Origin of the sequence: Azospirillum sp. Sh1, assembly GCF_008365135.1 — a bacterium.
Lineage (GTDB): Bacteria > Pseudomonadota > Alphaproteobacteria > Azospirillales > Azospirillaceae > Azospirillum > Azospirillum oryzae.
Map to the genome: position 1 here is coordinate 223,782 of NZ_VTTK01000003.1, position 21,449 is coordinate 245,230.

Genomic DNA, 21,449 nt, shown 5'->3' on the forward strand with positions numbered 1-21,449 from the left:
TAAGGATCCGATGCTATGGACAGGTGGGTGGAGCGAGGGGTTAGAGATTTCCGTCAGACAATCGAGCAGGGTAACTTAGGCGATATGCGTCGCGCCATGCATTCGTATTGGGCGCAGCGTGCCAGCCTCAGCCCATATCTCGTCTGGCCTGACGATGAGAAAACGTTTGCGGAATATTTCATTGATCTCGCAAAAGTGTTAAAAGAGACGGATGAGGCGAGTGAGCTTGTCCTACGTGAATTATTCTATACGTCGGCGCAAGAGTGGACGTGGACATCAGGATTTCAAGGATTGTCAGAAATAATTCAAATATTGAGATACTTGCGCGATGACGAATGCCATTATCTGTCGGTGAATAAAATAACTCGAAGCAATTATTTCATCGATATTCATTCTATGACAGCCGCTGATCTTTTTGATAGGATGTGCGGAAATATATATTCTGGAGGAAGTATTCCAAATTTATATGACAATATAACGGCATCGTATTTCTCGAATTCATGCCTTATTTTGTATTTTTCCCAGAAATACTTTCCAGCGGTCGGGAGCCCGTCCGAAAGAGTGGGCTTGGCACAATTCTGCTTACGGCTGCTGAATGAAATGGAATGGAAATCAGAGAGGATTGCGCCACAATATTTTGCAGGCCCCTACCTGTGGGGAGTTGGGGAATTGGCGCGAACGAAGGTGCTGGCGGCTGAGTTACCAAGATTTTGGCGCAAGATTATCGGTCAGGATTTTGATTTTTCCCAAATTGATAAATCACATAAATCGTCATCTCCATTCTACTCCTTCCCAAGAGCATGTGCACTCCTGGAGGAAACGTTTAATTTCCGGCATAAGGATATCCTGGTTCGACCGCCGTCTTTGGAAGCCAGTCGATCATCCATCAATGAACTTCTGGCTCTATAAGGAAAGATGCCCATGCGGAACCGGATTTGTTTTGGCAAGGGTGTCGTGGACGATGCGCGTGCTCGGATACTTGACGCCACTGAAAGCATATCTTACAAGCCAAACGACGCATTTGGAGAGTTCTATACGCTTATCCATTTGCGCGACGAGTTGCTGGATTTCCAGCGTGACCTGAACTGCATACTCCGCAACGGACACAGCGACAGGTCGGCTTTCGCGGTCGATGACGTTTCGCTCCGTTCCTTTGCTGAATTGGATGATAACGCCCGGCGATATTTCTCCTTTCCGATTCCGGTCGAAGGTGAAGAAAGACAAAAAATAATGGAGATCCGCGGAGCAGAATATCTGTTTCGTTTGGAAACCATGCTTTTTGGTCGAGATGCAAATCCTGTTCTGCTCCCTCCCAACGCTGAAAACTGTCGGGATCACATACAGTATTTCAGTTCAGGTCAGAGGAACAAAACGCTTTCTCTGAATTGGAATACACTGCGATCTCTGGTTACACCGGCTGTTGAGAAACTGGAGAATGACCGAGGGCTTTACGGGGAATGGATTGCCCAGAACCGCAACCTCCTGAATCGCGATCCACGCCTGATTTCGTTCAACAATCCGGTCGCTCAGGACGAGCTCCTCTCGGCATGGACCAGGGATGAGGCAAGCATTTCCGTCGGTCTGCTGGCCATCGCGAGCCTCGAGCATGGTGAACAGGTTCTGGAAAGATACCGTAAGCTCTTTGATCGGGAAGAAAGTCGGATTCGGTTCTTCAACGAAATCGATGCAACATGCATCTCGGAAAAGGTTAAAGATAAGGAAGGCTTCCAGAAAAGCCTCAGAAACCTCCAGCGCGAAGACGGCATCACGGAATATGTCGGAATCACCGAAGGCATCTTCGACTTGTTGTATACACTCGACGGCATCAACAAAACGCTGTCGAAGCACGGGAGTTCTCGGAACGAAGGCTATATGTGGCGCGCGGCGATGTCCGCCACCTATGTTCATGCCGTCAACGACCTGCTGGTCCAACATGGTGGCGAGTCGACGTTTCAACTGGTCACGCACAGGACGCTTCTGGGACGTGTCATCCGCACATTCCGCGAAGGCGAACTGCTCGTGCCGGTCCGGCATCCCAAGTTCCTCGCGGCTACCCTGCCGCTCAGCGTAGCGAAAGACGTCTATCCGTCCCTGGAGCGAATCAATTCAGTGCTTGGCGGTTTCGTGCGTGCGGCCTTGAACAGTCGGGAGGTCACTGTTGAAGAAATCCGGAAGATAGAAGATCGCATCAGCCCATCCTGGACTGCGCTGAAGAGAAAGATCTATTCCTCTGAAGCAGGATATGTTGCCGAGCGATTCAATGCCGAACAAAAGCAGCTTCGTGGCGGGAGAAATCCCAACTTGGAGAAGGCGCGAGCATATGTGGCTGTCCACGCGTTGGAAGACAGCGATCCGAAAACCGTTCTTCTTGCGTTTTTGCGCGAGAGAACCGATGCCTTGCTTCGCGACACCATTTTGTCGGCGTTGGCTCGAACCGAGTTGCAAGCGTATTACGTCCCGGAGCGTGAGCGGGAGCCAGCGCACTGGATGATCTTGCCGCGCGCAGGCAAGCTCAGATATGTGGTCAAGATCAATCCGCAGATGCTTGACGATGCCAGTACTGCTTCGGTCAAACATCGGAAGCTTGATCTCGAACGCCTACTGAGGGAGTCAGGTAGTGTCGGCGCCAACTCGTTGGCAGGACAACTCACGATTTTTGCGACTGCCCTCGCCGCAGCGATCGTTGGAAACTGGAATGTCGCCATCGATTATCTCGATAGGGATCGAATCGATGGGATCCGCGACAGGGATCTTAATGCTGAATGCCGCTTCATCAAGCATTTGGCTTTGCGGGGACTGGCGTCCCAGAAAAAGAGATTGCGTTCTCAGGTGCTCACCAACTTGAGCGACGCATCCGAAACCATCACACTTCTGAACCAGGAAAAGCCCAGCGATCTCCGTTTTCGGCTGGGCTGTGCGGGCACCATCCTTGAATGGCTGGTATTGGGCGACCTCAAGACCACCGACGCCCAAGATGCATTCGAGACCGTGTTTGGGTTTCCGCACTATCAAGCAACGCTGAAGGCTATGGAGTTATGCTTCGGGGTCACTCGTGAGATTGATGATAACTTAGCGGCGTGCCCGGATGCCAGCGAGTCGCAGAAGGTTTATTGGCACTATATAAAGGCGCGCAGCCTGCAAATCCTGCTCACTTTATACATGGCGGTTTGGGGAGAGGAAACACCCAATCCGCACCTTGACTACATACGGATTGCTATTGCCAAGGAAACGCGTGCGGAATGGCCAAACGTCTTCAAACAATATAATGACGTGTGGAACGTTCTGGAGAAGACGTGGGCAGATTTGCAAAATGGCGAACGCGATCACGCTGGTTGGAAGCGCACCGCCTTTCACCGCGACTGTGCCGTTGAGGAGCAGTACCCGGCCGCGACGCTAGCGTGGCATTTTGGAAAGCTGATATTTGATCTGAATGGAGGCAAGCTGTTCGACCCCAATGCCGGAATTTCTCCGATCGAGAAGCTGACAACTTTGTCCAGCAACATTCAAGATGTTTATTCCTGCCTCTCGGGGATCGAAAGCAGTTGCCTGAGACTCTCCTTCGATGGATATCCTCGACGGCTTTTCCGTACCGTTAAAAAGAAGCTGTATAAAGTCGTCGAGGACAACATCAACGATATAAATAAAGAAGCATTCTATGAGCTGACGGAGAGTATTCGCCGGACGGCACGTTAGTCCGTGGTGAAGGCAGGCAACTGGCCTTACAACTCCTGTCCGCTCAAACCCTCTCTCCCGCCCGCCGCCGCAACTCCTCGAAGTCGCGGCCGGCGTGGTGGGAGGAGCGGGTCAGCGGGGTCGCCGACACCATCAGGAAGCCCTTCGCCCGCGCCACCGTGCCGTAGCGCTCGAACTCCTCGGGCGTGACGTGGCGGGCAACCGGGTGATGGTTGGGGGTGGGGCGGAGATACTGGCCGATGGTCAGGAAATCGACGCCCGCCGCCCGCAGGTCGTCCATCACCTGCAACACCTCCGCCGGCTCCTCGCCCAGTCCGACCATGATGCCGGACTTGGTGAAGATGGTCGGGTCGCGGTCCTTAACGCGTTCCAGCAGGCGCAGCGACCCGTAATAGCGCGCGCCGGGCCGCACATCGGCATAGAGCCGCGGCACGGTTTCCAGATTGTGGTTGTAGACGTCGGGCCGGGCATCCGCCACCGTCTCCACCGCGCCGGCCTTGTTGCGGAAATCGGGGGTCAGCACCTCCACCGTCGTACTGGGGGCGGTGTCGCGCAGGCGGCGGATGCAGCGGGCGAAATGCGCGGCGCCGCCGTCCGGCAGGTCGTCGCGGTCGACCGAGGTGATGACGACATGGGCGAGGCCAAGCTCGCCCACCGCTTCGGCCAGCCGATCAGGCTCGTGGGGGTCGAGCGCGTCCGGCCGGCCGGTGGCGACGTTGCAGAAGGCGCAGGCCCGCGTGCACACGCTGCCCAGGATCATCACCGTGGCGTGACGCTTGCTCCAGCACTCGCCGATGTTGGGGCAGGCGGCCTCCTCGCAGACCGTGTTCAGGCCGTGGCGGCGGACGAGCGACTGCGTGTCCTCGAACGCCGCACCGCCGGGCGCGCGGGCACGGAGCCACGACGGCTTCTCTGCCCGATGCTCCGGGCGGGCGGGCTTCATGTGCATCGCGGGCAGGGCCATCAGTGAACAAGCTCCGGCTGTTCGGCCGCAGCAAGCGCCGCCTGCGGCTGCACGATGATCTTCACATTGCGGTCCTTGTGGGCGACCAATTCCTCGAAGCCGCCGCTGACGATGTCGTCCAGGGTGATGCGGCCGGTGATCAGCGGCTGCACGTCGATGCGGCCGTCGGCGATGAAGCGGATGACGTCGGCGAACTCGCCATTGTAGGCGAGAGAGCCGATGACCTGCTTCTCGGTGGCGACGATCTCGAAGAAGTTGAAGGAACTCGGCTCCTCGAAGATGCCGACCAGCACGGTCTTGCCGGCCTTGCGGATCACGTCGATGGCGAGCTTCGCCGTGTCGCGGTGGCCGATGCATTCGAACGACACGTCGGCGCCGTAGCCGCCGGTCAGCGCCTTCACCTCCGCCACCGCGTCGCAGTCCTTGGGGTCGAGCACGATGCTGGCGCCGACCTCCAGCGCCTTGGCCTTGCGGGCGGCGGACATCTCAAGGACGATGATCCGCCCGGCCCCCGCCGCCTTCGCGCACATGATGGTGCACAGGCCGATAGTGCCGGCGCCGACCACCACGACCGTCTCGCCGACGATGCTGCCGGCCTTCTTCACCGCATGCATGCCGACCGCCAGCGGCTCGATCAGGGCGCCGGCCTCGGTCGGGAAGCCGTCGGGCAGCTTGTAGAGCAGCTCGGCCGGGACATTGACCAGGCTGGCGAAGGCGCCGTTGTTCATCAGGCCGGTGAAGGCCAGCTTTTCGCAGATGTTGTACATGCCGTGCTTGCAGTAATAACACTCGCCGCAATGCTGGCAGGCGTCGGCCGCCACCCGGTCGCCGACCGCGAAGCCGGTGACGCCCTCGCCCAGCGTCGCGATCTCGCCGCTGAACTCGTGGCCCAGGATGCATTGGCCCTTCAGCCCGGTCAGCGGGTGGGGCGTATCGACGGGGATGAAGACCGGGCCGGCGACATATTCATGCAGGTCGGACCCACAGATGCCGCACCAATGCACCTTGATCTGCACCCAGCCGGCGGGCGGGGCGCCCGGCAGCGGCACGTCCTCGACCCGGATGTCCTTGCGGCCATGCCAGACGGCGGCCTTCATCGAAGTGGCACTCATGGTGTTGTCCTCCGGTTTTATCGTTGTGAGGCGAGCGGTCGGGACGATCAGGCGAACACCATCCCACCGTCGACCAGCAGGGATTGGCCGGTCATGAAGTCGCTGTCGGACGAGGCGAGGAAGCGGGCGACGCCGACCAGATCGTCGGGCCGCGACGGCCGGCCCAGCACGGCGCCGGCGGCGAACATGTCGAAGGCCTCGTTCTCCGACTTGGTGATGCCGGTGTCGCGGAAGCCCTGGTCGATGATCTTCCACATCTCGGTCGCCACCACGCCGGGGCAGATGGCGTTGGCGGTGATGCCGTCCTTGCCGAAGCCGCGGGCGGCGGCCTGGGTCAATGCCACGACGGCGAATTTGCTGGCGGAGTAATGGGCCAGCGGCTCATAGCCCTGCTTGCCGGCGATGGAGGCGGTGTTGACGATCTTGCCGCCGCCACCCTGCTTCTTGAACGTCTTGATCGCTTCCTGCATGCCGATCAGCACGCCCAGCGCGTTGACGTCGTTGACCGTGTGCCAGTCGTCCTCGGTGATGTCGAGGAAGGGCTTGGTCTGGGCGATGCCGGCATTGTTGAAGATGACGTCGAGCCGGCCATGGGTCTTCACCGTCTCGTCGATCATGCGGCGGACGGCGGCGCGGTCGCGGACGTCGACGGTGACGGCGATTGCCGCGCCGCCGACGGCACGGATGGCCTCGGCCACCTGTTGGGCGTCGGCCGCGTTGCGGTCGGCGATGGTCAGCTTGGCACCGTCGGCGGCCAGCGCCTTGGCGATGGTGGCGCCGATGCCGCGGCCGGCGCCGGTGACGATGATGCTCTTGTCCTTGAGATCAGGCATGAGCGGTCTCCTGCCGGCGTGCTGGCGGATAGCCTGCGCGCCGGTTGCGGGTGGATCGGGACGGAAGTAGGGGAGAGGCCGGCCTCGTTCTTTAATTTTGGCCGCCTCAGTTCGCCTTGGCGATGTGGTCCTTGAGCAGCGCGTTCACTTTGCCGGCCGCCTCCATCTGCACCATGTGGCCGGCGCCGGGGATGACGGCGACCTGTGCCGTGTTCGCCAGCGCCTGGGCGTGGTCGGCGGGGATGACACGATCCTCCTCGCCCCACACGACCAGCGTGGGCGTGCTGGCATCCGCGATCCCGGATGCCAGCACGCTGGCCTGCCGGCCGTCGGCGAACAGCGACGCCGACAACGCCCGCAGGGCCTCGTCAACGCCGTCCAGTCGCTTGTACTTCAAGAGGTCGTCAACCAGATTGCGGCTGACAAGGCCACGGTCGGCGAACAGCGTCTCCAGGACCGGTTTAAGATCGCGGCGCGATGTCGCACCGATGAAGCCCTGGATATAGCCGTGGTCGATCTGCTCGCCCAGGCCGGCCGACGCGATCAGCGACAGCGATGCCACCCGGCCCGGCGCGTCGAGCGCCGTGCGCATCGACACCGCTCCGCCCATGGAATGGCCGACGAAATGGGCGCGCTCCACCCCGACCGTGTCGAGGAAGCCCAATACCGCCTTCGACAGGCCGGACAGGCTGGCGTCGGCGATCTGCTTGGTGGATTGCCCATGTCCGGGCAGGTCGAGCGCGTAGACGGTGGCGTTTTCCGCCAGCGCGTCGATGGTGAACAGCCAGTTGTCGAGATCGCCGCCGAAGCCGTGGACCAGCAGGACGGTCGGCCCGCTTTCGCCGCGCTTGGCATAGCGGATGGTGCCGGCGGGGGTCTCGGCGGTGTGGTACTGCGGGCCGGCCTCGGCCTCGCCGTCGTCTTCGCTGGCCGGGACGGCATAGGCGCTGATGAAGGCGTCGATGTCGTCGTCCGGCACGTCGGGCTCGGCCAGCACGGCGATCAGCGCCTTGACCGGATAGACGGTTCCGGGTTCGCCCAGCACGCGGCGCAGGACGCCGGTCTCTCCCGCCTCGACCACGTTGGTGATCTTGTCGGTCTCGACCTCCAGCAGCTCATCGCCGATGGAGATGGTGGACCCCGGCCGCTTCAGCCAGCCGGTGACCTTGCCCTCCGACATGGACAGGCCCCATTTCGGCATGACGATGGGCTTGATGCGCTCGTTTAACATGTGATTCAGGCTCCTGGGAATGCTTTTTTTGATTGGCAGCGGGTGCCCCCTCCCTAACCCTCCCCCGCCTACGGCGGTGGAGGGGACTGCCGCCGCTTCGCAAAAGGCCCCCTCTCCCGCGAAGCGGGGGAGGGTCGGGGAGGGGGCATTCAGGCCGGCGCTTACCTCACGCCGCGATGCTGCGCGCCCCCTTGGGCGACAGCGTACGCCGCACGGCGCTGGCGATGCTGTCGGCGCTGGGGACGTACAGATCCTCCAGCGAGGGCGCGAAGGGCACCGGCGTGTGCGGCGCGGTCACCATCTGGATGCCGGCCTTCAGCGCCCCGAAGGCGTTCTGGCCGACGAAGGCCGCGATGTCGGTGGCAAGGTTGCAGCGCGGATGCGCTTCGTCCACCACCACCAGACGGCCGGTGCGCTCGACGCTCTCGACGATGGTGTCCCAATCGATGGGCGACAGGGTGCGCAGGTCGATCACCTCGGCTTCGGTGCCGTCCTTGGCCAGCGCCGTCGCCGCCTCCATCGCGCGGTGGACGGTCAGGCCATAGCTGACGATGGTCACGTCGTCGCCGTCGCGCAGCACGTTCGCCTCGCCGAAGGGGATGGCGTAGCTCTCCGCCGGAACCTCGCATTCCATGCCGTAGAGGTTCTTGTGCTCGCAGAAGATGACCGGGTCGTTGTCGCGGATCGACTGGATCAGCAGGCCCTTGGCGTCATAGGCGTTGCTGGGGCAAACGACCTTCAGGCCCGGAATGTGGGTGAACAGCGGGGTCAGCATCTGCGAATGCTGGGCCGCGGCGCGGAAGCCGGCGCCGACCATGCCGCGGATCACCACCGGTGTCTCCGCCTTGCCGCCGAACATGTAGCGGAACTTGGCGGCCTGGTTGAAGATCTGGTCGAAGCAGACGCCCATGAAGTCCAGGAACATCAGTTCCGCCACCGGACGCAGCCCACAGGCGGCGGCACCGATGGCGGCGCCGATATAGGCGGATTCCGACAGCGGCGTGTCCATCAGCCGGTTGCCATGCTTGGCGTAGAGCCCCTTGGTGACGCCCAGCACGCCGCCCCAGGCGTCTTCCTCGCCGTGGGCGCCGGTGCCGCCGACGATGTCCTCGCCCATGACGATGACGGTGGGGTCGCGGCGCATTTCCAGGTCCAGGGCCTCGTTGATCGCCTGCTTCATGCTGATCTTGCGGGACATGTGTTTCCTCCGCGTTTGGCGTTTCTTGAATGGGCTCAGTAGGAGACGTAGACGTCGCGCAGCAGGTCTTCGGCCACCGGCAGCGGGGCGGCCTTGGCGGCGCGCACGGCGTCTTCGATCAGCGCGTTCACGTCACGGTCGATGGCCTGCAACTCGTCGCGGCCGATCACCCCGGCCTCGATCACCCGTTCCGACAGGATGGTCAGGCAGTCGCGTGACGCACGGATCGCCTCCAACTCGCCCTTGGCGCGGTAGGTCTGGGCGTCGCCTTCGAAATGGCCGTAGAAGCGGACCATGTTGCATTCCAGCAGCGCCGGACCGCCGCCGTCGCGGGCGCGGCGGATGATCTCGCCCGCCGCCTCGTACACCGCGAAGAAGTCGGTGCCGTCCACCGTGACGCCCGGCATGCCGAAGCCGGTGGCGCGGTCGACGTAGCTGTCGCAGGACACCGCCCATTCCATCGCGGTGGATTCGGCATAGCCGTTGTTCTCCACCACGAAGACCACCGGCAGGTTCCACACCGCGGCGAGGTTCAGGCTTTCCAGGAAGGTGCCCTGGTTGGACGCGCCGTCGCCGACGAAGGTGATGCCGACGCCTCGGTCGCCGCGCACCTTGGCGGCCAGCGCCGCGCCGCAGATCAGCGGCGCGCCGGCGCCGAGGATGCCGTTGGCGCCCATCATGCCCTTGGACAGGTCGGCGATGTGCATCGACCCGCCCTTGCCCCGGCAGGCGCCGGTGGAACGGCCATAGATCTCAGCCATCATCGCGTGGACATCGACGCCCTTGGCGATGCAGTGGCCGTGGCCGCGGTGGGTGGAGGCGATGCGGTCGTTGTCGTTCAGGTGCATCATGATGCCGGTGGCGCAGGCCTCCTCGCCGGCATAGAGGTGGACGAAGCCGGGGATGTCGCCCTTGGCGAAATCGACGTGCAGCCGCTCCTCGAACTCGCGGATCGTCCGCATGGTGCGGTAGGCCTTCAGCAGCTCGTCCTTGCCGAGGGGGAAGGGATTCTGGGCCATGAGGTGTTTTCTCCCTGGTTGATTTGGGTTGTGGTTGTCAGAAGGCGGCGACGGGCACCGGGGTGCCGGTCAGCAGCCGGTTCTGGCCGGCGTGCCGCATCACTGCGGCGACGTTGACCGTGCGGAAGGCGTCGTCCCGGAGCGTCAGGGACAGACGGTCGCGTTCGGAGAAGGACAGTTCGCGCTCCCCATCCAGCGCGATGGAGCCGGCGGTGACCTCCGGCACGAAGGCCACGTCGGCCGGCATGCGGCGCCAGTCGGTGATGCCGACCCGGGCCATCATCCCCGGCGCGATGGGGGCGTGGAGCGTGGTGGCAGCCTTGCGGCAGTCGCCGTCCGGTGACAGCCGCACCATCAGGCCGCCGCTCTCGTCGCGGCCGACGGGTTCCAGCAGGCCGGCGATGGCCGACATGCCGATCACCTCCGGGTCGGCGAAGGTGACGTAGAGTTCGCGGAAATTCTCGGTCCGCCACAGGGCGCGGGCGCCGATGTAGCGTTCCGTCACCAGGGCGACGTCGACCAGCGCCATCTCGGTGACGGCGCCGCCGTTCGCCCCGTTGATGAGTGACACGTCGATGCTCTTGTTGGCGGCGAAGGCGATGTGCGGCGGCACCCGGCCGGTGACGGCCAGCCCGGTGGCGAGCCCGGTGATGGTCGGCTCCCGGTGTTCGGGGAAGGCGTTGTTGGTCCCGGTGGAGATGCCGGCGATGGGCACCGTCCCGCATTCCGCCGCCACCGCCCGGTGGGTGCCGTCGCCGCCCAGCACCACCAGGGCCGACACGCCGGCCCGCCGCATCTCGGCGGTGGAGCGGTGGGTGTCGGCGACCGTGCCGGTGACCGGCATGGAAACGGGGTGGAGAGCGGGATAGATGTCCTCGCCGCGTGAGCGGGCCCGCATCATGCCGCGTTCGACATGGGCGCGGATGCCGCCATTCTCCGGCATCATCAGAACGTCGCGGACGCCGCAGGCATGCAGCGCCGCCAGCACCCGCAGCAGGATGTTCGCCCGGTCGGCGATCTGCAGGCTGGTGGCGTTGGCGACGACCCGGCGGATATCGCGGGCGGAAACCGGATTGGCGACGATGCCGACGACCGGAGCCAAGATTGCGCCTCCCCCTCGTTGCGGCGCGCCGTTGATCGACGCGCGGTTCGAAGGGGTAAGAGCAACTGCCGTGCCAGATGGTCAGTTCAGCGGATTTTCTTGATTTTCAACGGTTCGGGGTGGCGCGGCGGGGTGGGGCGTTGCAACAGGTGTTGCATGGACTGTTGCGCCGTCGGTGCAACAGGTGTGGCGTCACTCCGCGGCGGGCGGCACCGCGGCGATGCGGGTTGGGATCATGGCGTTGATGGTCTGCCGCTGTTCGTCCAGCCGGGCGCTGACGACCTTCAATTCGGTGCGCAGTTCGACGTGCCTTTCCTTCTGAACCTCCTGGAAAGTCTGCATCTCGTTCTTGAACGTAGTCATCTCGCTCTTGAAGTCGCGCAGGTCACGTTCCAAGCGGTCCAGCCGCTCGGTGTTGGCATCCAGCTTGACGCTGAAATGCCGCCCCATGTCGGCGATCGCGTTCAACACATCGGTGAGCGTCGGTTCGGCCATCTGCCACTCTCCATTCGATTGAGCGATGATGGATCCCACTCGCGCGTGAGTCAACGGCCGCCCACCCTTGTATTCACCCTCCGCGCCCCGGCATTCCACCCCTGCGCATCGCCCGTCTTGCCAAGGGTTCGCCTGCCGCTTTAGCCTCGCTTGGTCATACCAATGAACCATCGACCGGGGAGGACAACACCCATGACCGTCATCGCCACCACCCAGCCGCGCGCGGCCCTGACCGAGGAGGCTCGGGCCGAGCTGACGGCTCTGCTGGGCGACCGGTTCACCACCTCCCTGCCGGTGCGCGAGCATCACGGCAAGGACGAGTCCTACCACACCCCCTGTCCGCCGGATGGCGTCGCCTTCGCGAACTCGACCGAGGACGTCAGCGCGATCGTGAAGATCTGCGCGAAGCACAGGCTGCCGGTCATTCCTTTCGGCACCGGCACTTCTCTGGAGGGCGGCATCGCCGCGCTGGCCGGCGGCATCACCATCGACCTGTCGGGCATGCAGCAGATCCTGCGCGTCAGCCCGGAGGATCTGGATGTCACCGTCCAGGCCGGCGTGACCCGCAAGCAGCTGAACGAGCATCTGCGCGACACCGGCCTGTTCTTCCCCATCGATCCCGGCGCCAACGCCTCGTTGGGCGGCATGACGGCGACGCGGGCCAGCGGCACCAACGCCGTGCGTTACGGCACGATGCGCGAGAATGTCCTGGGCCTGACCGTGGTTTTGGCCGATGGCCGCGTCATCAAGACCGGCGGGCGGGCGCGCAAATCGGCGGCCGGCTATGACCTGACCCGCCTGTTCGTCGGCTCCGAAGGCACGCTCGGCATCATCACCGAGGTGACGCTGAAGCTCTATGGCATTCCGGAGGCCATCTCGTCGGCCGTCTGCGCCTTCCAGTCGATCAAGGGCGCCGTCGACACGGTGATCCAGACCATCCAGGTCGGCGTTCCGGTCGCCCGCATCGAACTGTTGGACGAGGTCCAGATCGACGCCGTCAACAAATACTCCAAGCTCGACTACGCGGTCGCTCCGACCCTGTTCTTCGAATTCCACGGCACCGAGGCCGGCGTGAAGGAGCAAGCGGAGATGGTCGCGGCCATCGCGCAGGAACATGGCGGCATGGAGTTCGCCTGGGCCACCCGGCCGGAGGACAGGTCGAAGCTGTGGCAGGCCCGGCACGACGCCTATTACGCCGCGCTCGCCCTGCGTCCGGGGTCGAAGGGCTGGCCGACCGACGTCTGCGTGCCGATCTCGCGTCTGGCCGATTGCATTCTGGAGACCAAGCAGGATCTGGCGGAGTCCAACATGCTGGCCCCGATGGTCGGCCATGTCGGTGACGGCAACTTCCACCTCGTCTATGTCCTCGACCCGGAGAACCCGGCCGAGTTGGCCGAGGCCCAGCGCCTTGCCGACAAGATGGTGACCCGTGCGCTGGAGATGGGCGGCACCTGCACCGGCGAACACGGCATCGGCTATGGCAAGATGGCGTTCCTGGAACAGGAGACCGGCGAAGCGTTCAACGTCATGGGCGACCTGAAGCGCGCCTTCGATCCAAACAACCTGCTGAATCCGGGCAAGGTGGTGCGGGTCTAATCACAAGCAAGTCTTCGCGTGCCTATGAACTACGCCTTATTTCTTAAGGCGTAGTCTTTTCTTGTGAGGCTCTGATTATCGCTCTTACCATCGGGGGTGCCGACTGTCGGCGCGGTGCGACCATTCCGTCGCGCCCCCCAATGTGGAGCCCGGTCATGAAGTTTGCTGCTCTCGCTCTTTCTCTTGGTGTCCTGTCGTTCGTTGGGCTGGCGACGGGTTCGCCGGCCATGGCGGACGACAACGCCAAGTGGGTGGCCCAGTGCATGAAGGACAACGCCGACGCCAAGGTGCCGGAGGCGGTGGTTAACAAATACTGCGTCTGCATGAATGAAAAGATGGACGACAACGAAACCCGGACCATCACCCAGTGGGAAAAAGCCAATCCCCAGGCCCGCAAGGCCTGCGAGAAGGCCGCCGGCTGGGAGTGAGCATCAAGCCATCGGTGCTCCTATCCAGCAAGAAGGCCCGGTTCCAATGAGGACCGGGCCTTTGCTCTGTCGCTGCGCATTCCTCACCGGAATTTCGGCCGGCGCCCCGCCTTCAGCGCCTGCACCGCCTGGTCCAGCGTCTGCAGGAACTGCGACTTGTCGCGCTGGCTCATCGGCGCGTTGCCGCCGCCGACCACGCCCATGTCGCGCAAATCCTGCATCAGTGCGCGGGTGGCGAGCGCCGAGCCGACGCTGTCCGGTGTGAAGGGGCGTCCGGTCGGGCCGATCACCACCGCATTGCGCTTCACGCAGCGGTCGGCAAGCTGGATGTCGGCGGTCACCACGATGTCGGTCGAATCCGCATGTTCGGCGATCCAGTTGTCTGCGGCGTCGAAGCCGTCGCTGACCACCACCAGTTCCGCCATGCACTCCGTCGGCAGGCGCAAGGGCGCGTTGGCGACGATCCACACCTTGCAGCCGGTGCGGCCGGCGACCTTGTAAATCTCGGCCTTGACCGGGCAGGCGTCGGCGTCGACGTAGATTTCGACTTCGGGGCTGACCAATCCTTTTCCTCCTGCCTATTTCCCGCCGATACCGCCCGATCCCGGCGGGTCGGCTCAACAAGGTTTCATGCACGGCCCTTATGCGCTAAAACCGGACCCTAGCGACAGGGTGCCGTGGAACCGCAAGGAATGGGCGGCGCCAATTCTCACATCTTTTCGGAAGGTCGGAGCGGCGCATGGCGTCCTACCAGTATGTCTATGTCATGAAGGGCCTGAGCAAGGTCTATCCTGGCGGCAAGAAGGTTCTCGACAACATCTGGCTGTCGTTCCTGCCGGGTGTGAAGATCGGCGTGCTCGGCGTCAACGGCGCCGGTAAGTCGACCCTGATGAAGATCATGGCCGGTCTGGACAAGGACTACTCCGGCGAAGCCTGGGCGGCAGAGGGCGCCAAGGTCGGCTACCTCTCGCAGGAGCCGCAGCTGGACCCGACCAAGAACGTCCAGGAAAACGTCATGGAGGCGCTGAAGGAGACGAAGGCGCTGCTCGACCGCTTCAACGAAGTGTCGAACATGATGGCCGACCCGGATGCCGATTTCGACGCGCTGCTGGCCGAACAGGGCGAGCTGCAGGAGAAGATCGACGCGGCCGACGCCTGGGACATCGACCGCACGGTCGAGATCGCCATGGACGCCCTGCGCTGCCCGCCGGGCGACGCCGACGTGACCAAGCTGTCGGGCGGTGAGCGCCGCCGCGTCGCGCTGTGCAAGCTGCTGCTGGAAAAGCCCGACCTGCTGCTGCTCGACGAGCCGACCAACCACCTCGACGCCGAATCGGTCGCCTGGCTGCAGAAGCACCTGGAGGACTACAAGGGCACCGTCGTGCTGGTCACCCACGACCGCTACTTCCTGGACAGCGTCACCGGCTGGATCCTCGAACTCGACCGTGGGTCGGGCATTCCGTGGGAAGGCAACTACTCGTCCTGGCTGGAGCAGAAGCAGAAGCGCCTGGAGCAGGAAGGCCGCCAGGAGGAAGCCCGGCAGAAGCAGCTGGCGACCGAACTGGAGTGGATTCGGCAGTCCCCGCGCGCCCGTCAGGCCAAGAGCAAGGCGCGTATCACCGCCTACGAGACGTTGCTGGCCGAAAGCGCCAAGGAGCAGGGCGGCGAGACGCGGATCGTCATTCCGGTGCCGCCGCGGCTCGGCAACGTCGTCATCGAGGCGGAGAACATCGCCAAGGGCTTCGGCGACCGCCTGCTGATCGACGGCCTGACCTTCCGCCTGCCGCCGGGCGGCATCGTCGGCGTCATCGGCCCGAACGGCGCCGGCAAGACCACGCTGTTCCGCATGATCACCGGGCAGGACGGGCCGGACGCCGGCACCTTCCGGGTTGGCGACACGGTGAAGCTTGGCTATGTCGACCAGAGCCGCGACAGCCTGGACGCCAAGAAGACGGTGTGGGAGGAGATCTCCGACGGGCTGGATCTGGTCGAGCTTGGCAAGAAGACCATGCCCAGCCGCGCCTATGTCTCCAGCTTCAACTTCCGCGGTCCCGACCAGCAGAAGAAGGTCGGCCAGCTGTCGGGCGGTGAGCGCAACCGCGTCCACCTCGCCAAGATGCTGAAGTCCGGCGCCAACGTCCTGCTGCTCGACGAACCGACCAACGACCTGGACGTCGATACGCTGCGGGCGCTGGAAGACGCGCTGCAGGCCTTCGCCGGCTGCGCCGTGGTCATCAGCCACGATCGCTGGTTCCTCGACCGCATCGCCACCCACATCCTGGCCTTCGAGGGCGAAAGCCACGTCGAATGGTTCGAAGGCAACTTCCAGGATTACGAGGCCGACAAGAAGCGCCGCCTGGGCGCCGACGCCGACCAGCCGCACCGCATCAAGTACAAGCCGCTGGTGCGCAGCTGATTGCAGGGATGATCCTGTAGGCGGAACGAGAAAGGCCGCCCCCTCCGGCTGGAAGGGGCGGCCTTTTTCTTGCCCGTGAATGGTCGGGACGGTCAGCGGGTCACGTCGTCCGACCGGTCGGTGTGGCGGTCGGGCTGGTTTTTGTCCCGCGTGTCCTCGATTTCCACCTCGGTGCGGCGGACGGTGTCGCGGACGCTCTGGGCGCGTTCCTCGACATCCTTGCGGACCACGACCGTCTCGCGGACATGGGCGGTCTTGCTGACCACCGCTTCCTCGTCGGTCTCCGTCACCTCGATGGTGCGCTCGCGGAAGGCGTCGGCCGGAACGTCCGCGCTGCCCCCCAATCCGCTAGAGGCCATGCCGCCGGGGCGGCGCTCGACGGTGACCGTCTCGTCGCGCAGGCGCACCTGTTCCTCGACCGGGGTCTCGACGACATAGGTGCGGACGCGGACGCCGCCGCGCTCGACGGTGCGCTTGCCGATGTTCACCTGCTCCTCGACGATCGGGATCTGCTCCTCGCGTTCGGAGGTGCCGCTGCGGGTGGTTTCGGTGTTCACGTCGCGCATGGCCGCCGCGGCACCGGTCAGGCCGGACGTCGTGACGGTGGTGCGGCCCGGCGAATAGCGCAGCCGCTCCTCTTCGGCCGAGCGGTCGTCATAATAGTCGGCGGTCTCATCGTAGCCGGTCCAGCCGGACTCGCGATAGGCGCTGCCGCGTTCCTCGACATCCACCACATTGCCGCGCTCCAGCACCTCCATGGCGCGGTCGACATCGTCCTCGTCCAACCGGACCTTCAGCAGCGAGCCGCCGCGGCGAACGCCTTCGGCATAGACCTGCGCATCCTGGTTCGGCACGCCCCAGCCGGCGAGGCGGGTCAGCATGCCGCCCGAACCGGTGCCGGTCGTGGTGTCCGTGTAGCCCGTGGTTCCCGCCGCCGCCGCGCCGGTCCCCATGCCGCCTCCGGCACCCAGCCCCATGCCGACGGGCGGCACCGTGTTGGGCGAGGCGACATAGCCGGTGGACAGGTCGGTGCGGGCGGTGCCGCTCGCCGCGCCCAGAGAGGCGTCGCCGGTGGTGGTGCCCATGCCGGTTCCGGTCTCCGACGTGCCGCCGCCGCTCCAGCCGCCGCCGGTCAGATCGCCGTGCGACAGGATTTCGATGGCGCTGGACTCGAAGCCGGCGGCCTGCAGATCGCGCGAGGCGGTTTCGGCGTCGGATCGGTGGTCATAGAGGGCGATGATGGTCTTGGTCATCGGCGTTACTCCTCGGACTTGTTCTGATTGGGGGACCGGACGGGTGCGGTCGGGGCTGTGACCCGCTCCACCACCGCCTCTTCGGAACGCAGGGTGACGGGCTGCTCGACCTCGACGATCTGCCGGGATTTGCGGATGTGCAGTTCTTCACGCAGAATCAGGCGGCGCTCCACCACCAGCACCTCCTCGACCAGTGGGATCACCGTCACGTCCCCCTCCTGGCGGATGCCGGGATGGGCGTCGATCTCTCGGTCGATCGGAACGCGGGTGACCGTGGCCTCTTCGTGCTCCAGCGCTTCGCGGACCATCTCTTCGTGTTCGGATACACGCGTGGTGACGCGGACGCGGCTTCGTTCCACCCTCTGCTTGCCGACGGTTACCGACTCGTCGTGCAGGGGAATGACCGCATCGCCCTCTTCGATGGTCCTGGACTCGATGCTCTTGGATTCGATGGTCCGGGCGGGAGGCGGTCCGTTGTCGGCCGTCATGGCGGCGGGTGCCGCCGGGTCAGCGGAACAGGAGATAGAGGACGATCGCGACCACGATCAGGCCGATGATGATCCACATCCAGTTCATGCCCGAACTGCCGGCTCCGGTCACGGAGTCATACACACCAACTTTCCTGGGTTTCTGTTCGTCTGCCATGGGAGCCTCCTTCGGGTGTCGACCGGCGCGGGTCGTGCCCCCATCCGGCGTGCTCCCATCAAACAGGAGGCCCTTCGGATCGTTCCCCCTATTCGTTTCGGAGAATCAACGATCCTGTGTTTTCGAATGGTTCGGCGGAAGGCGGAGTGACTGCCGGCCTCAGCCCACCATCTTCTGGTGCTCCAGGAAGGCGGTCTTCAGCAGCATCTTCAGGTCGTCGCCATACTGATGGAAGCGGACGGACAGCTGCCCGCGCTCCTCATCACGATGCAGGACGACCAGGTTGGCGACGGCGGCCACCTCCTGCCGGTCGGCCAGGACGACGCGGGCCTGGAAGGTCTGGCCGCGCTGGTAGGGCTGGTTGACCGCCAACAGGCAGAGCCCGCCCACCGACCAGTTGCGGGCGGGGAAGCTGCCATGGTCGGTGTGGACGACCATGCCGGGCCGGACGAAACGCTTCTGCCGCCGCCGCTCTTCCGGTGGGGGAGGGGGGAAGGGGCTGGATGCGCCGGCGATGTCGATGCCCGACCGGTCGGTCAGGGCATTCTGGAACACGGCACCGCGCACGATCGCCGGTCCCATGGTGGAGTCGCGCAGGTCGGAGTCGGAGAAGTCGGCGCCTTCGAAATTGGCGGGCCAGTCGCGGCCGCCGGCCAGCGGCACCGGGCGGGCGTCCACCCCGGTCATCAACGTGTGTGCCAGATAGGCGCGGCGCAGGGTGGCTCCGCGCAGCACGGCGTCGCGCAGGTCGGCCTCGTCCAGGTCGATGTAGGACAGCTCCGCCATTTCCAGGCTGGCCTTGGTCAGGCGGGCGCCCGGCAGGCGGCAGCGGCGCAGCCGGGCCGCCGCCAGCGTCCGCCCATGCAGGTCCGCCCCGGCCACCGACACGAGGTCGAGGTCGAGCCGCGCCCCCTCCGCGCCGCCGCTGTCGACCCAGTGCTCGTGCCGCTCCACCAGTTCCAGGAACTCGGCGACCGGCATCGCGGTGTAGCTGGGCCGGACGATGGCGTCGGGGGGCAGGGCGAAGGGGATGAAGGTGCGGGTCAGGGTGGCGTGGTCCATCACCGTGTTGCCGAACACGGCCCCGTCCAGGTTGGCGCCGCAGAAATCGGTGCCCATCAGCACGGCCGAGGTCAGCTCCGCCCCGGTCAGGTCGGCATCGTTCAGGTCGGCGCCGGTCAGGTCGCAGCCGGAGAAGTTGGCGCCGGCCAGGATCGACCGCTCCATCTTCGCTTCGGTCAGCCGGGTGGTGCCGGTGCCGCGGGCGGCCTTCGGCCCGCCGTCCTGAACACCGCCGCTGTCCACCAGCTCGCCCGCGCGGAAATCGGCGCCGCGCAGGTTGGCGTCGGTCAACAGCGCGCGGTGCAGGTTGGCTCCGCGCAGATCGGCGCCGGTCAGGATGGCGCCGGTCAGGTTCACCGCCTCCATATCGGCGCCGAACAGATCGGCCTGCGACAGGTCGGCCTTCACCATCCGGGTATTGCCGAGGTTAGCGCCAGCCAGCTTGGCGCCGGCCAGCGACACGCGCTCCAGGTTCAGCCGCGACAGATCGCGGAAACTGAGATCGGCGCGCCGGCCGCTGGACGGACGCTTTAGCCACGCCTGATGCGCCTGGATGATCGTCCGGAGTTCGTCGATCTCTTTCGGATCGCGTTCGGCCATGGCGTCGGGTTCCCGGATCCACCGTATGACGAAAGACAGCAGCGTCGGTGCAACGATAGCCCGTTCGGGCAGGCGCGTCACGGATTCTGAACGGCCGGCCAACATCGGGGCCGGCAATCCTGACAAGAAAAGGCCGGACAAGAAAAAGGCCGCGTCCCCTCGGGGAAAGCGGCCTTTTACGGATTGTTGTCTGCCCTGCCGCCCGGCTGTCAGCCGGCGCGGCCGACCTTCTGGCGCAACGCCTGGATCAAGCCATCGACGCGGCCGCCATTCTGTTCGATGACGGAGGCGAATTCCTGCCGCTGGGTCACGCCCATGCTGACATTCTCCACCACCACGTCGATGATCTTGTAGTCGGCGCCGACCTTGCGGACGCGCCAGCTGACATTCACCGGCGGGCCGTTGGGGCGGACGATCTGCGTCGTCACCATGCTGTCCGATTCACCGGCCGGGGCGACGCCGGCGATCTTGAAGGTCTCGCCCGAATATTCGACGAAACGCTCGGCATAGGTGTTGACGATCAGCTGTTCGAACAGCTTCTGGTACTCGGTCCGCTGCGCCTCGTTGGCGCTGTTCCAGTAGCGGCCCAGCACCCAGCGCCCGATGTACGGCACGTCGAAGCCGGCGTACAGCAGCTTGCGGAAACGCTGGATCGCCTGATCGCGCGACAGGCTCTTGTCCGAGAAGGTTGCGATGGCGTCGTTCCCCAATTTCTGGATGAACGACGCGGCCCCCTGGTCCGCGCTCTGCGCGGCGGCGGGAGAGATGAGAGAGTGCCCGGCCCAACCGCTCACCGCGAGCAGGGCAGCGGACGCGACAAACTGGCGGCGTGTCAGCATGATAGGGCGAAAAGTGGCTGTTGCGGCGACTTTGTCAACGGTCATCTGGCCTTTGGGCGGCATCTGAACGCTTTTGGGGCGGCCCCTGCCGGTTGGCTGCCCACGTCCGCGGGACCGGCCGCCGCTCCCGACCTGACGGACAGGGCACGGCGGTTCCGGCGCGACCGAAGCCTCAGGGCTTCGGCTGCTGGGTGGAGAAGTCCGGGAATTCCGGCGTGGCCGGCGCCTTGTTGTTGTTGATCGCCGCGCGGCGCTGCTGCTGGTAGAGGCTGCGCACGGTGGCGTAGAAGTCCAGCGAGTTGCGGCGCAGGTCGTCGACCTCCTTCAGCACCTCCGACCGGCGGTCGATGGCGCTGACGATGCCGCGGGTCATGTAGACGCCCTTGTGGTCGTTGGCATAGGCCCAGATGCGGACCGGGTCGCCGACGGTGTCGACGGCATAGCCGGCGGTATCGCGCAGGTTCGACGGGCCGAGCAGCGGCAGGACCAGATACGGGCCGTCGCCGACGCCCCAAACCGCCAGGGTCTGGCCGAAATCCTCCGGCGCGTGCGGGATGCCGGCCTGGGTGGCGACGTCGGCGAGACCGCCCACGCCCAGGATGGTGTTGGTCATGAAACGGCCGGTGGCGTTCGTCGCCCCTTCGACATTGCCCTGCAGCAGGTTGTTGGCGATGTAGAGCGGCGCCATCAGGTTGTCGATGAAGTTGTGGATCGCGTCGCGAACCGGATCGGGCACGATCCCCACATAGACCTCCGCCGCCGGGCGGATCACCAGGACGTCGGCCGCCTCGTTGGCGGCGAAGACGAAGCGGTTGGGGATTTCCAGCGGATCGCTGACCTGATAGGCCGCATCCGACGCACCCGAGTCGCCCGGATTGGTCGCGCAGGCGGTGGCCGTCAGGGCAAAGGCCAGGACGGTGGCCGAACGGAGGAGGGAGCGGGAAAGGCTGGCCAGCTTCATGT

At 64.6% G+C, this 21,449-nt stretch carries 20 protein-coding genes; 5 read left to right on the forward strand and 15 right to left on the reverse strand.

Annotated features, from left to right (window positions below; all coding sequences use genetic code 11):
- Nucleotides 1-15 precede the first annotated feature (15 nt).
- The gene (locus tag FZ029_RS05555; protein ID WP_149268321.1) at nt 16-909 is read left to right on the forward strand and encodes a hypothetical protein; all 894 of its coding nucleotides are present in this window, start codon (nt 16-18) and stop codon (nt 907-909) included.
- 12 nt (nt 910-921) lie between these two features.
- Complete coding sequence (locus FZ029_RS05560; protein ID WP_149268322.1) at nt 922-3,693, forward strand: hypothetical protein; 2,772 nt, start codon at nt 922-924, stop codon at nt 3,691-3,693.
- A gap of 43 nt (nt 3,694-3,736) precedes the next feature.
- Here FZ029_RS05560 and lipA read toward each other — a convergent pair whose 3' ends face one another.
- The 8 genes from lipA to FZ029_RS05600 all read right to left on the reverse strand — a co-directional run bounded on the left by lipA (nt 3,737) and on the right by FZ029_RS05600 (nt 11,647).
- Nucleotides 3,737-4,657: a lipoyl synthase gene (gene lipA, locus FZ029_RS05565; RefSeq protein WP_149268323.1), complete on the reverse strand. Its 921-nt coding sequence runs from the start codon at nt 4,655-4,657 to the stop codon at nt 3,737-3,739.
- The gene (locus FZ029_RS05570; RefSeq protein ID WP_247892157.1) at nt 4,657-5,769 is read right to left on the reverse strand and encodes a 2,3-butanediol dehydrogenase; all 1,113 of its coding nucleotides are present in this window, start codon (nt 5,767-5,769) and stop codon (nt 4,657-4,659) included. Before FZ029_RS05570 ends, lipA begins: the two co-directional genes overlap by 1 nt.
- Before the next feature lie 47 nt (nt 5,770-5,816).
- Nucleotides 5,817-6,602: a glucose 1-dehydrogenase gene (locus FZ029_RS05575; protein WP_149268324.1), complete on the reverse strand. Its 786-nt coding sequence runs from the start codon at nt 6,600-6,602 to the stop codon at nt 5,817-5,819.
- A gap of 106 nt (nt 6,603-6,708) precedes the next feature.
- Nucleotides 6,709-7,833 carry an acetoin dehydrogenase dihydrolipoyllysine-residue acetyltransferase subunit gene (locus tag FZ029_RS05580; protein ID WP_149268325.1) on the reverse strand — a complete coding sequence of 375 codons (1,125 nt, stop codon included), beginning with the start codon at nt 7,831-7,833 and terminating at the stop codon, nt 6,709-6,711.
- A gap of 166 nt (nt 7,834-7,999) precedes the next feature.
- Nucleotides 8,000-9,031 (reverse strand): alpha-ketoacid dehydrogenase subunit beta, encoded by a 1,032-nt coding sequence (locus FZ029_RS05585; RefSeq protein WP_149268326.1) that lies wholly within the window; start codon nt 9,029-9,031, stop codon nt 8,000-8,002.
- Nucleotides 9,032-9,066: 35 nt separating this feature from the next.
- Nucleotides 9,067-10,050: a thiamine pyrophosphate-dependent dehydrogenase E1 component subunit alpha gene (locus tag FZ029_RS05590; RefSeq protein WP_149268327.1), complete on the reverse strand. Its 984-nt coding sequence runs from the start codon at nt 10,048-10,050 to the stop codon at nt 9,067-9,069.
- A gap of 37 nt (nt 10,051-10,087) precedes the next feature.
- Nucleotides 10,088-11,152: an NAD(+)/NADH kinase gene (locus FZ029_RS05595; protein ID WP_149268328.1), complete on the reverse strand. Its 1,065-nt coding sequence runs from the start codon at nt 11,150-11,152 to the stop codon at nt 10,088-10,090.
- 192 nt (nt 11,153-11,344) lie between these two features.
- Entirely contained in the window at nt 11,345-11,647 is a 303-nt protein-coding gene (locus tag FZ029_RS05600; protein ID WP_149268329.1) for a hypothetical protein, read from the reverse strand.
- A gap of 192 nt (nt 11,648-11,839) precedes the next feature.
- Between FZ029_RS05600 and FZ029_RS05605 the strand changes: the two genes are divergently transcribed.
- A complete protein-coding gene (locus tag FZ029_RS05605; RefSeq protein ID WP_149268330.1) occupies nt 11,840-13,243 on the forward strand; it encodes an FAD-linked oxidase C-terminal domain-containing protein in 1,404 nt (467 codons plus the stop codon).
- Between the two features lie 155 nt (nt 13,244-13,398).
- Nucleotides 13,399-13,671, forward strand: coding sequence for a hypothetical protein (locus tag FZ029_RS05610; RefSeq protein WP_149268331.1), 273 nt, complete (start codon nt 13,399-13,401; stop codon nt 13,669-13,671).
- Nucleotides 13,672-13,754: 83 nt separating this feature from the next.
- Here FZ029_RS05610 and FZ029_RS05615 read toward each other — a convergent pair whose 3' ends face one another.
- Entirely contained in the window at nt 13,755-14,234 is a 480-nt protein-coding gene (locus FZ029_RS05615) for a YaiI/YqxD family protein (protein ID WP_149268332.1), read from the reverse strand.
- A 176-nt stretch (nt 14,235-14,410) separates the two neighbouring features.
- Between FZ029_RS05615 and ettA the strand changes: the two genes are divergently transcribed.
- Nucleotides 14,411-16,087, forward strand: coding sequence for an energy-dependent translational throttle protein EttA (gene ettA, locus FZ029_RS05620; protein WP_149268333.1), 1,677 nt, complete (start codon nt 14,411-14,413; stop codon nt 16,085-16,087).
- Nucleotides 16,088-16,179: 92 nt separating this feature from the next.
- Here the strand turns inward: ettA and FZ029_RS05625 are convergent, their stop codons facing one another.
- The 6 genes from FZ029_RS05625 to FZ029_RS05645 form a co-directional block, all read right to left on the reverse strand.
- Entirely contained in the window at nt 16,180-17,340 is a 1,161-nt protein-coding gene (locus FZ029_RS05625; RefSeq protein WP_149268334.1) for a YsnF/AvaK domain-containing protein, read from the reverse strand.
- A gap of 5 nt (nt 17,341-17,345) precedes the next feature.
- Nucleotides 17,346-17,828 (reverse strand): YsnF/AvaK domain-containing protein, encoded by a 483-nt coding sequence (locus FZ029_RS05630; RefSeq protein ID WP_149268335.1) that lies wholly within the window; start codon nt 17,826-17,828, stop codon nt 17,346-17,348.
- A 19-nt stretch (nt 17,829-17,847) separates the two neighbouring features.
- Nucleotides 17,848-17,985 carry a hypothetical protein gene (locus FZ029_RS32910; RefSeq protein ID WP_174757320.1) on the reverse strand — a complete coding sequence of 46 codons (138 nt, stop codon included), beginning with the start codon at nt 17,983-17,985 and terminating at the stop codon, nt 17,848-17,850.
- A gap of 159 nt (nt 17,986-18,144) precedes the next feature.
- Nucleotides 18,145-19,647 carry a pentapeptide repeat-containing protein gene (locus FZ029_RS05635; RefSeq protein ID WP_149268336.1) on the reverse strand — a complete coding sequence of 501 codons (1,503 nt, stop codon included), beginning with the start codon at nt 19,645-19,647 and terminating at the stop codon, nt 18,145-18,147.
- Nucleotides 19,648-19,856: 209 nt separating this feature from the next.
- Entirely contained in the window at nt 19,857-20,486 is a 630-nt protein-coding gene (locus FZ029_RS05640; RefSeq protein WP_149268337.1) for an ABC transporter substrate-binding protein, read from the reverse strand.
- 172 nt (nt 20,487-20,658) lie between these two features.
- Nucleotides 20,659-21,447, reverse strand: coding sequence for a VacJ family lipoprotein (locus tag FZ029_RS05645; RefSeq protein ID WP_149268338.1), 789 nt, complete (start codon nt 21,445-21,447; stop codon nt 20,659-20,661).
- Nucleotides 21,448-21,449: the final 2 nt, after the last annotated feature.

Excerpts from the sequence above, each read along its gene's own strand:
- FZ029_RS05555 (WP_149268321.1), top strand. The coding sequence starts at position 16 with ATGGACAGGTGGGTGGAGCGAGGGGTTAGAGATTTCCGTCAGACAATC.
- FZ029_RS05560 (WP_149268322.1), top strand. The coding sequence starts at position 922 with ATGCGGAACCGGATTTGTTTTGGCAAGGGTGTCGTGGACGATGCGCGT.
- lipA (WP_149268323.1), bottom strand. The coding sequence starts at position 4,657 with ATGGCCCTGCCCGCGATGCACATGAAGCCCGCCCGCCCGGAGCATCGG.
- FZ029_RS05570 (WP_247892157.1), bottom strand. The coding sequence starts at position 5,769 with ATGAGTGCCACTTCGATGAAGGCCGCCGTCTGGCATGGCCGCAAGGAC.
- FZ029_RS05575 (WP_149268324.1), bottom strand. The coding sequence starts at position 6,602 with ATGCCTGATCTCAAGGACAAGAGCATCATCGTCACCGGCGCCGGCCGC.
- FZ029_RS05580 (WP_149268325.1), bottom strand. The coding sequence starts at position 7,833 with ATGTTAAACGAGCGCATCAAGCCCATCGTCATGCCGAAATGGGGCCTG.
- FZ029_RS05585 (WP_149268326.1), bottom strand. The coding sequence starts at position 9,031 with ATGTCCCGCAAGATCAGCATGAAGCAGGCGATCAACGAGGCCCTGGAC.
- FZ029_RS05590 (WP_149268327.1), bottom strand. The coding sequence starts at position 10,050 with ATGGCCCAGAATCCCTTCCCCCTCGGCAAGGACGAGCTGCTGAAGGCC.
- FZ029_RS05600 (WP_149268329.1), bottom strand. The coding sequence starts at position 11,647 with ATGGCCGAACCGACGCTCACCGATGTGTTGAACGCGATCGCCGACATG.
- FZ029_RS05605 (WP_149268330.1), top strand. The coding sequence starts at position 11,840 with ATGACCGTCATCGCCACCACCCAGCCGCGCGCGGCCCTGACCGAGGAG.
- FZ029_RS05610 (WP_149268331.1), top strand. The coding sequence starts at position 13,399 with ATGAAGTTTGCTGCTCTCGCTCTTTCTCTTGGTGTCCTGTCGTTCGTT.
- ettA (WP_149268333.1), top strand. The coding sequence starts at position 14,411 with ATGGCGTCCTACCAGTATGTCTATGTCATGAAGGGCCTGAGCAAGGTC.
- FZ029_RS05625 (WP_149268334.1), bottom strand. The coding sequence starts at position 17,340 with ATGACCAAGACCATCATCGCCCTCTATGACCACCGATCCGACGCCGAA.
- FZ029_RS05630 (WP_149268335.1), bottom strand. The coding sequence starts at position 17,828 with ATGACGGCCGACAACGGACCGCCTCCCGCCCGGACCATCGAATCCAAG.
- FZ029_RS32910 (WP_174757320.1), bottom strand. The coding sequence starts at position 17,985 with ATGGCAGACGAACAGAAACCCAGGAAAGTTGGTGTGTATGACTCCGTG.
- FZ029_RS05635 (WP_149268336.1), bottom strand. The coding sequence starts at position 19,647 with ATGGCCGAACGCGATCCGAAAGAGATCGACGAACTCCGGACGATCATC.
- FZ029_RS05640 (WP_149268337.1), bottom strand. The coding sequence starts at position 20,486 with ATGCTGACACGCCGCCAGTTTGTCGCGTCCGCTGCCCTGCTCGCGGTG.
- FZ029_RS05645 (WP_149268338.1), bottom strand. The coding sequence starts at position 21,447 with ATGAAGCTGGCCAGCCTTTCCCGCTCCCTCCTCCGTTCGGCCACCGTC.